The sequence below is a fragment of the Bradyrhizobium sp. ORS 285 genome (assembly GCF_900176205.1).
Lineage (GTDB): Bacteria > Pseudomonadota > Alphaproteobacteria > Rhizobiales > Xanthobacteraceae > Bradyrhizobium.
In genome coordinates this window covers 2,300,047-2,310,000 of sequence record NZ_LT859959.1, presented here as the reverse complement: position 1 = coordinate 2,310,000, position 9,954 = coordinate 2,300,047, and the positions used below count along the sequence as shown (strand labels likewise).

The window sequence follows — 9,954 nt, the reverse complement described above, 5'->3', positions numbered from 1 at the left end:
GCACCATGCTCCGCCCTTAGGGCTCTTGCATGGCTGCGCCATGCGTAGCCCGAAGGGCGAAGCATGGTGGGCCTGGGAAGACTTGAACTTCCGACCTCACGCTTATCAAGCGCGCGCTCTAACCAACTGAGCTACAAGCCCTAACGCTTGAGAGGCTCGGATCAAGTCAACCACCCGGCACCTCACAGCGCCATGATGATGCACAGCGCCAAGCCCCAGGCAGCGTGTTCGTCCGCGAAGAAAGAGAAACGAAGACGGCGAAATCCCGCCAATGGAGCTCAAGCAAGATCTGGCGATCTTGATGGCCCCTGATGTTTCTAAAACAGCTCGATAGCGCGCGATCCGAAGATCGTGGTCCGAAGACCAGGCTGAAGAGCCATCCTTAGAAAGGAGGTGATCCAGCCGCAGGTTCCCCTACGGCTACCTTGTTACGACTTCACCCCAGTCGCTGACCCTACCGTGGTCGGCTGCCTCCATTGCTGGTTAGCGCACCGCCTTCAGGTAAAGCCAACTCCCATGGTGTGACGGGCGGTGTGTACAAGGCCCGGGAACGTATTCACCGTGGCGTGCTGATCCACGATTACTAGCGATTCCAACTTCATGGGCTCGAGTTGCAGAGCCCAATCCGAACTGAGACGGCTTTTTGAGATTTGCGAAGGGTCACCCCTTAGCTTCCCACTGTCACCGCCATTGTAGCACGTGTGTAGCCCAGCCCGTAAGGGCCATGAGGACTTGACGTCATCCCCACCTTCCTCGCGGCTTATCACCGGCAGTCTCCTTAGAGTGCTCAACTAAATGGTAGCAACTAAGGACGGGGGTTGCGCTCGTTGCGGGACTTAACCCAACATCTCACGACACGAGCTGACGACAGCCATGCAGCACCTGTGTTTCGGGCTCCGAAGAGAAGGTCACGTCTCTGCGACCGGTCCCAAACATGTCAAGGGCTGGTAAGGTTCTGCGCGTTGCGTCGAATTAAACCACATGCTCCACCGCTTGTGCGGGCCCCCGTCAATTCCTTTGAGTTTTAATCTTGCGACCGTACTCCCCAGGCGGAATGCTTAAAGCGTTAGCTGCGCCACTAGTGAGTAAACCCACTAACGGCTGGCATTCATCGTTTACGGCGTGGACTACCAGGGTATCTAATCCTGTTTGCTCCCCACGCTTTCGTGCCTCAGCGTCAGTATCGGGCCAGTGAGCCGCCTTCGCCACTGGTGTTCTTGCGAATATCTACGAATTTCACCTCTACACTCGCAGTTCCACTCACCTCTCCCGAACTCAAGATCTTCAGTATCAAAGGCAGTTCTGGAGTTGAGCTCCAGGATTTCACCCCTGACTTAAAGACCCGCCTACGCACCCTTTACGCCCAGTGATTCCGAGCAACGCTAGCCCCCTTCGTATTACCGCGGCTGCTGGCACGAAGTTAGCCGGGGCTTATTCTTGCGGTACCGTCATTATCTTCCCGCACAAAAGAGCTTTACAACCCTAGGGCCTTCATCACTCACGCGGCATGGCTGGATCAGGCTTGCGCCCATTGTCCAATATTCCCCACTGCTGCCTCCCGTAGGAGTTTGGGCCGTGTCTCAGTCCCAATGTGGCTGATCATCCTCTCAGACCAGCTACTGATCGTCGCCTTGGTGGGCCATTACCCCACCAACTAGCTAATCAGACGCGGGCCGATCTTTCGGCGATAAATCTTTCCCCGTAAGGGCTTATCCGGTATTAGCACAAGTTTCCCTGTGTTGTTCCGAACCAAAAGGTACGTTCCCACGCGTTACTCACCCGTCTGCCGCTGACATATTGCTATGCCCGCTCGACTTGCATGTGTTAAGCCTGCCGCCAGCGTTCGCTCTGAGCCAGGATCAAACTCTCAAGTTGAACTTGAAGCTTTGAACCGGCTGATCACAACGTTTGACGAGGTCCCACCAATCGATCCCGCGCTTCACAGCGCAAAGACCATGGTGTTACCTTTGAAACATTGTCCGCCGAAGTCTTCTCGTCCGATCCCAGAACCAAAAGCCGAAGCTCTCAATCCCGAGACCCGCAAGGACTCCGCCGTCCACGTTTCTCTTTCTTCATCTTCACTTGTCAAACAGCCCGCACTTGTTAGTTCGCGAACTCAGTCGCTCCGAACTAATTAGTGCACCTTCTCCGGTCTCTTTCGCCGTCGAAGTCTCCGTTGCCGGGGCGCTTCAAATAGCTGATTTTTAGAGACCGTCAAGAGCTTTTCTGAAGAAAAACTCAAGAGCCAGTCGGAAGAAGAAACATCAGAGAAAACAACGTTGGTCCCGGAAGTTCGGGGGCCTCAGTCATCAGTGATGTCCGGCTGGCGTGGTGGTGAGATAGTGCGATGCCGCATCTCGTGCAAGAACTTTTTGCGACGGCTGTGAAGAAATGTGGACAGCGCTGTCGCACCCCGCTCTGCGCGCTGTCACATGCCGCATCCGTTCCATTTTGGAACGGAACAGGCGCGCAAGCTCAGAAATTGCTCGCCTTGGATTGCACCAGCGTACGATACGAGTGCGGCATGCGCATGCAGACGAGATCTTTCCGTCGGACGACGTTGGTCGGATAGACGCTGTCGAGATTGCTGGTGTCGATCTCGAGCGTCGCAATCCCCTCGCCGCGATCGACGATCGCTTCGCGGCGCGGAAACGCAAACGTATCCGGACCGAACACGCCGCTGAGCCCGCGCTCCTCATTCGCGGCGTCGCACACATTCGCGAATGCGAAGTAGGCGTTGTTCTCGCCGCCGCGAACCCGGAAGTGATGCCAATGGTGCGCATCCGCCCCCGTCGGGATCGGCGCAGGCTGCGCGACCTCGGTACCGGCATGCGCTGCGCTGAACATCCCCTTCACTGCGGCGGGACACACGATCAGATCGCAGCCGCGCAACGCGAGCACCCGGCCTGCTTCCGGAAACGCCGCATCGTGGCCTATCAGGATGCCGATCCGCCCCATCGGGGTATCGACAATCGTCCATTCGTCTCCCGCCGTGGCCCAGCTGCGCTCGGCCGTCGTGAGATGCGTCTTGCGGTAGCTGCTGATTTTACCGTCGGGGGTCACCAGGACGGCTGAATTATAGATGGTGTTCCCGTCTCGTTCTGCAAGGCCGCAGACGAGCGTCAGCCCCTGCTCCACCGCGATCCCGGTGAGCGCGGCCGTGATGCGGCCTGGGATCGGCTCTGCCGTTTCGGCCGGATGGGTCAGCCCCGTTGCCGCAAGTTCCGGGAAGACCACCAGCTCGGCGCCCTCCCCCTTCGCACCGGCCACGAGCTCGGCGATGCGCACGAGATTGGCCGCGACATCCGAGGTCGGCGCGAATTGCGCCACGCTGACCCGCGAGCGTTTGCCCACCGGCCACGGCTGATGGCCATATAGCCCAAAGAAGTCGCGCGGGTTCCAGCTGTAGGTATTGGTGAGCAGCTCAGGATAAAGCTCAGGCCGGCGCTGCGCGAACACCGGCTCGCCCAGGACGCGCCGCGCCCGAGCCCATGCGAGATCGATCTCGGCAAACGCGACGCCGTCGCCCTTGTCGATGACAGCCGGCAGGCTGCCATCGGGCGCGATGACGCAGCTGCCGCCGGAGAACTGCACCGTGCGTTCCAGCCCCCAGCGGTTGCTCTCGATCACGTAGCAGGAGTTCTCGAAGGCACGGCTGATCCAGTATGGCGCCGGCGTGCGCTCGCCAAGCCAGTTCGAAATGTGGCAGATGATGTCGGCGCCACCGAGCGCCATCAGCCGCGCCGTCTCGACGAAATGGATGTCCATGCAGATCAGGAGCGCGATGCGGCCGATCGGCGTCTCGAACACCTGGTTGTGCAGGTCGCCTGCCGCTGCCCATTTCGGCTCGGAGATGTAGGGATGCGTCTTGCGATGCCGGCCGATCACGCCGTCGGGGCCGATCAGCACCGCGCTGTTGTAGTAGATGTCGTCATCATCGACCTCCGGCATGCCGATGACGATGTAACACTCGTGCCGTCTCGCCAGTGCTGCGAAGCGGTGCGTGGTCGACCCCGGCACCTTCTCGACATACGGCGCCACTTCCGCGCGGTCGTACCAGCAATAGCCCGTCGTTCCCATCTCGGGCGTCACGATCAGCTTCGCGCCCGACGACGCTGCCTGCTCGCACAGCGCGAGCAGGCCTTCGATGTTGCGCTCTTTCTCCCCCAGTGTGGGCTCGAACTGGACGGTCGCGACCTTGACCTTCAACGACATCGGCGGCGACCTCAGACCAGGAAGTGCTTCTTGATGGAGGCGCCGAGCGTGTATTTCGGATCGACCATGTTGCCGAGCCGGACGCGCCCTGCCTGCGTCAGCAGCATGTATGCGTCGATCTCGTCAAAGCCGTAATCGGCGGCCATCCAGCGGCACAGCTCGCGATAGGCGATGCGCGCGGCATCCTCCATCGGCCTGGCCGAGCCGATGGTCATGATGAAATCCTTGGTCTCGAGCCGCGGCCAGGCGATGGTCCAGTTCTTGATCAGATCGACCTGCACCGTCGTCACCGTCGGATGCTCGATCGCGACGCCGCACAATTCGCCGTCGCCCTGCGCGGCGTGACAGTCGCCGAGATAGAGCAGCGCGCCCTTTGTATTCACCGGCAGATAGATGATCGCGCCGGTGCCGACATCCGGCAGGTCCATGTTGCCGCCGTAGTAGTCGGGAACGAGCGAGGAGATCGCCTCGATCTCCGGCGAGGTGCCGATGGTGCCGATGAACGGCTCATAAGGCAGCGTGATCTTGTCGTTCCAGACCGTGCCCTTCTCGGCCGTGATCTCCAGCTTCTTGACCCGTTCGGGCAGCGCCGGGTTGAGCAGCGCTGTATTCCCCGTTCCGACCAGGCCGCCGAATTCCGGCATGATCACCGTGGTGCCGCGCGGCTGCGGCCCACGCGGCACGATGCTCTCGATGTAGACCGCGAGCGTATCGCCCTTCTCGGCACCGTTGACGTAGATCGGGCCGTTCTGCGGATTGAGGAACGGGAAGTTCAGGATCTTCGACGGGCTGTCGGTCTCGTGCTTGATCGCGCCCTCGAACGCATCATGCGTCTCGGCGGAGACGACCGAGCCGGGATCGATGGTCAGCACCGGCTCGACATAGGGGCCGTAGACGTAGTGATACTTGCCCTGGTCCTGTTCGGTGATGAGATGGTGCGCGCCGCGCGCGCCCTTGGCCACGCCCTTGCGGGCCATGATCGATTCCGACTGCCAGGCCATGCTCGTTCTCCTTGTGCTCGTTTCAAGTTTCTTCAGACTGCGAGATGACGGCGCATCTCGGCGGCATCGTCGAGCGCCTCGCGCGCGAGGCTCGCGGTGATGCGGCCCTTGTCCATGACGTAGGCGCGCTGCGCCATGGCGCGGATCATGTCGAGATTCTGCTCGACCAGGATGATGGTGACGCCGGTCCGGCGGTTGAGCTCGACCATGTTGCGGGCAATGTCCTGGACGATGTTCGGCTGGATGCCTTCCGACGGCTCGTCGAGGAGGATCAGATTGGGATCGGCGATCAGGACGCGGCCGATTGCGAGCTGCTGCTGCTGACCGCCGGACATCGTGCCGGCGCGCTGGCTCCAGCGTTCATGCAAAATCGGGAACGCGCCGATCACGCGTTGCTTCCCCTCCTCCGGAATGCCGCCGCCCTTGATTGCAGCTCCGACCGCGATATTCTCGCCGACGGTCAGCCGCGGAAACACGTCGCGGCCTTGCGGGACGTAGCCCATGCCGAGCCGCGCACGCTTATGCGCCGGCAGATGCTCGACGGCCTCGCCGCGATAGACGATCGAGCCGGACATCGCAGGCACCAGCCCGATCAGGCTCTTCATCAGGGTCGACTTGCCGACGCCGTTGCGGCCGATCACGGCGACGATCTCGCCCTCGCGCACCTCGATCTCCAACCCTTGCAGCACCGGCTTGCCGCCATAGCCGGCGCGAAGCCCGACGGTGGTGAGGATGACTTCCTTACGCATGGGCCTGCCCCAGATAGATCGCCGCCACACGTTCGTCGGCCACGATCTCGTCGATCGAGCCCTGCGCGAACACCTGGCCGAGATGCAGCACGGTGACGCGCTGCGCGACCTGGCGCACGAACGCCATGTCGTGCTCGACCGCGAGCACCGTCATGCCGGCCGCGTTCAGCCGCCGCACCATCTCGCCGGTCATGTGCGTCTCCTCCGGCGACATCCCGGCGGTCGGCTCGTCGAGCAGCAGGAGCCGCGGCTTCAGCGCGATCGCCATGCCGATCTCCAGCCACTGCTTCTGGCCATGGCTGAGATTGCCGGCGAGCTGCGCCTGCTCGGTTTCGAGATTGAGGAAGGCGAGCAGACGATCGATCTCGTTGTCGAGCGCAACACCATGCAGCCGGCTTTGCAGCGCAATCTCCAGGTTCTGCCGCACCGACAGGCCCTTGAACACGCCCGGCACCTGGAACTTGACCGAGAGCCCGCGGCGGATGCGCGCGAAGGATTTCAGCGTCGTGATGTCCTCGCCGGCAAAATAGATCTGGCCGCTGCCGGGATGATGCTCGCCGAGGATCAGGCGGAACAAGGTGCTTTTTCCGGCGCCGTTTGGCCCGATCAGGCAGTGGATCTCGCCCTGCTCCAGCACGAGATTGACGGAGTTCGTCACGTGCAGGCCGCCGAAATGCTTGTTGACGTCGCGCAGTTGCAGGAGCGCCATCACGCGGCCTCCTGCTTGCGCCGGGTCACGAGCTTGGCGATCCCCTTGATGACGCCCAGCACGAGACCGTTGGGCGCGATCAGCACGGTCAGCACCAGCAGCACGCCCATGAACACCAGCGCATATTGGCTGCCGTAGATCGTCAGCGCCTGGAAGCCGGACAGCACGACAAGCGTGCCGATGATCGTCGCGGTGAGATCGCTGCGGCCGCCGACGGCGACCCAGATCAGCGGCAGCGACGCCGCCGTCATGCCCATGCTGGAGGGCGTGATGTACTGTCCCCACACCGTGTAGAGCACGCCGGAGAGGCCGGCGAGCGCGGCGCCGATGACGAAGGTGATCAGCTGATATTTGCGGATGTCGTAACCGAGCATCTCCGCGCGCTCGGGATTTTCCCTGATGGCGACGATGACGTTGCCGAACGAGGAGTTCATCAGGATGCGCAGGCCGAGATAGACCAGCACGAGCATGCCGAGCACGACGTAATACAGGCCGACGTCAGCAAACAGCACGATCGGGCCGCCGAACCACGGGATGGTCAGCGGCGGCATCGCGCTCATGCCGTTGAAGCCGTTCAGCCGGGCGGCGCCGATGCGCCATTCGGGTCCGGCGGTCTGCGCCATGAAGCGCTCGAGCATCAAGGTCACCGCGAGCGTGACGATGCCGAGGAACACGCCGGCGATGCGGCCGAAGAACATGAAATAGCCGAGCAGCGCCGCGACCAGCGCCGCCATGCCGATCGCCAGCAGCAGCGCGATCCAGGTGAAGCCGTAGGACGCGCCGAAATTGATGGTGAGGATGCCGTAGCCATAGCCGGCGATGCCGAAGAACGCGGTCTGGCCGAACGACAGCGAGCCGCCATAACCCCAGATCAGGCTCAGGCTGAGCGCGATGAACACCCAGACGAAGAAGTAGACGGTGTTGCCGACGGTGTAGCCGTCGCTGAACAGCGGATAGGCCAGCGCGCCGGCGAGCACGAGCGCGAACAGCGCCCAGAACGCAGGCCCTCGGCCGAGCGTCTGCGGTCCTTCGAGGCGGCGAAACAAGGAAGCAAGTCCAGTCACGGCGTCCTCCTCAGGTCCGCTCGCGCAGCACAAAGCCGGAGATGCCCTTCGGCAACACCCGGACGACGATGATGACGGCGATCAGGAGACCGATCTGGCCGAACAATTGGCCCTGCCACGACGTCATGCCCGACTTCACGATGGCGAGGATGCCGCCGGCCGGCGCGGTGCCGAGGAACACGTCGGCGCCGCCGATCACCACCGTGACGAACGCCTCCATGATGAAGGTCGCGCCCATGGTCGGCACCAGGGTCATGGTCGGCGCGTAGAGCCCGCCGGCGAGCCCTGCGAGCCCTGCGCCGCAGGCAAAGGTCAGGCTGTAGATGAGCCTTGTATCGACGCCGAGTGCGGCCGCCATGTGCGGCACCTGGATGGTCGCGCGGGCCAGCACGCCGAACCGCGTCCAGTTGAACAGCGCGTACAGCGCCCCCAGCACGGCGAGGGCGGCTGCGAACAGCACGATGCGATAGATCGAATAGGAATAGGCGCCGACCTGAAAACTGCCGAACGGCGTGCCGACGCCGGCCATGGTCGAGCCAACCAGGATCAACGTGCCCTGCGTCGCGATCAGGCTGAGGCCCCAGGTGGCGACGATGGTATCGAGCGGCCGCTCATAGAGATGGCGGATCACCAGCAATTCGACGAGGACGCCCACGAAGGCCGAAGCCAGTGTCCCGCAGAGAATGCCGAGCGGCAGCGGCAGGCCGGCATGTACGGTGGCCGCGGTGACATAGGCGCCGCACATGATGAACTCGCCATGCGCGAGATTGATCACGCCCATCATGCCGAAGATGACCGCGAGCCCGCAGGCCGACAGCACCAGGAAGGCGAACGCGTCGCCGAACTGGTAGAGCGCAGAGAATGCCAGGGATGCGATGTCCATGTCTTCAATCGGTGTGGGGTTCGGATGCGAGAAGCGATGAAGAGCAAGCCGCTCCGGCGTGAGGGGACGCCGGAGCGGCCGCTTCCGCCGATCAGGGCTTCGGCGGCGGATTCGACGGCGTATACTGCGCCATCGGATCCTTCTTGGTCAGGTCACAGCCGGCGTCGCCGAGCCAGTACGGCTTGATGTCCTCCCAGACCTTCGGGAACGAGATCGAGTGGTCGGCGCCGACCTTGGCGAGATAGATCGTGTGCGACATGTGCTGGCTCTTGGGGTCGATGCAGACCTTGCCTTCCGGCGCGTCCATGCAGACATCGCCCATCGCGATCACCTTGCGGATCTCGTCGCGGTTGGTCGACTTTGCCCGCTCCACCATCTGCTTGTAGAGATACAGCGCGAGGTAGGAGTTCTCGGCCTCCTGGTTCACATAGGGCTCGTTCGGGAACTTGGCCTTGAACTTGGCGAGGAATTCCTTGCTCTTCGGAGAGTCGATCTCCTCGATGTAGTTGGTGGTGACGTACATGTCCTTCAGGCTCGGCGGCTTGAAGCGCTTATGCTCATAGCCCTGGCCGACGTTGACCGAAGAGGCCATCGGCAGGTTGACGTTGGCGGACGCGGCCTGCTCGTAGTAGGAGGCCTGCGCGGTGCCGACCAGCAGGGTCACGACGAAGTCGGGCTTGGCCTTCTGGATGTTCTGGATGCTCTGCGAGAACTGAGACACGCCGAGCGGGATGAACTCCTCGCCGGCCATCTCGCCGCCGTTCTCCTTGACGATCTTGCGCACCCACTCGGCCGAGATCTGGCCGAAATTGTAGTCGGCGGCGAGCGTGTAGACCTTCTTGCCGTAGGTCTGCATCATGTACGGGATCAGCGTCGAGAACTGCTGCTCGGGGACTGCGCCCGTCACCACCATGTGGCCGTCGCAGACGCCGCCTTCATACTGGTTGTTGTAGAAGGCGAAGCCGTTGAACTGGTCGACGATCGGCCGGTAGGCCTCGCGCGAGGCCGAGGAGAAGCCGGCGAACACGACATCGACCTTGTCCCGCTGCAGCACGCGACGCATGAACTCCTGGTAGCGCGTGTTGTCCGACTGCGTGTCGTAAGTCACCAGCTCGAGCGGCCGGCCCATGATGCCGCCGGACTTGTTGATCTCCTCGGCCGCGAGCTGGATGGCATGCACCTTGCCGATGGTCGCCGCGGCGAAGTCGCCGGACTGGTCCTCCAGCACGCCGAGCTTGATCGGCGCTTCGGCCGCATATGCGCCTGCCGCGAAGACAAGCGTCCCCGTGAGGGCTGCGGCACGCAGCCCCCGCATTCCAGATCTGGTCATGTG

At 62.5% G+C, this 9,954-nt stretch carries 7 protein-coding genes, 1 tRNA gene and 1 rRNA gene; all 9 read right to left on the bottom strand.

What is annotated here, in order from left to right; genetic code table 11:
* Nucleotides 1-64: 64 nt before the first annotated feature.
* Nucleotides 65-141, bottom strand: a tRNA-Ile gene (locus BRAD285_RS10485).
* A 245-nt stretch (nucleotides 142-386) separates the two neighbouring features.
* Nucleotides 387-1,875, bottom strand: a 16S ribosomal RNA gene (locus BRAD285_RS10480).
* A gap of 600 nt (nucleotides 1,876-2,475) precedes the next feature.
* Nucleotides 2,476-4,215 (bottom strand): nitrilase-related carbon-nitrogen hydrolase, encoded by a 1,740-nt coding sequence (locus BRAD285_RS10475; RefSeq protein ID WP_006610590.1) that lies wholly within the window; start codon nucleotides 4,213-4,215, stop codon nucleotides 2,476-2,478.
* An 11-nt stretch (nucleotides 4,216-4,226) separates the two neighbouring features.
* Nucleotides 4,227-5,216 carry an acetamidase/formamidase family protein gene (locus BRAD285_RS10470; RefSeq protein ID WP_006610591.1) on the bottom strand — a complete coding sequence of 330 codons (990 nt, stop codon included), beginning with the start codon at nucleotides 5,214-5,216 and terminating at the stop codon, nucleotides 4,227-4,229.
* A 32-nt stretch (nucleotides 5,217-5,248) separates the two neighbouring features.
* Nucleotides 5,249-5,965 (bottom strand): ABC transporter ATP-binding protein, encoded by a 717-nt coding sequence (locus BRAD285_RS10465; protein ID WP_006610592.1) that lies wholly within the window; start codon nucleotides 5,963-5,965, stop codon nucleotides 5,249-5,251.
* A complete protein-coding gene (locus BRAD285_RS10460) occupies nucleotides 5,958-6,674 on the bottom strand; it encodes an ABC transporter ATP-binding protein (protein WP_006610593.1) in 717 nt (238 codons plus the stop codon). Before BRAD285_RS10460 ends, BRAD285_RS10465 begins: the two co-directional genes overlap by 8 nt.
* Nucleotides 6,674-7,738, bottom strand: coding sequence for a branched-chain amino acid ABC transporter permease (locus BRAD285_RS10455; RefSeq protein ID WP_035645316.1), 1,065 nt, complete (start codon nucleotides 7,736-7,738; stop codon nucleotides 6,674-6,676). The genes BRAD285_RS10460 and BRAD285_RS10455 overlap by 1 nt, the downstream gene beginning before the upstream one ends.
* A 10-nt stretch (nucleotides 7,739-7,748) precedes the next feature.
* Nucleotides 7,749-8,621 carry a branched-chain amino acid ABC transporter permease gene (locus tag BRAD285_RS10450; RefSeq protein WP_006610595.1) on the bottom strand — a complete coding sequence of 291 codons (873 nt, stop codon included), beginning with the start codon at nucleotides 8,619-8,621 and terminating at the stop codon, nucleotides 7,749-7,751.
* Nucleotides 8,622-8,712: 91 nt separating this feature from the next.
* Complete coding sequence (locus BRAD285_RS10445; RefSeq protein WP_006610596.1) at nucleotides 8,713-9,951, bottom strand: urea ABC transporter substrate-binding protein; 1,239 nt, start codon at nucleotides 9,949-9,951, stop codon at nucleotides 8,713-8,715.
* Nucleotides 9,952-9,954: the final 3 nt, after the last annotated feature.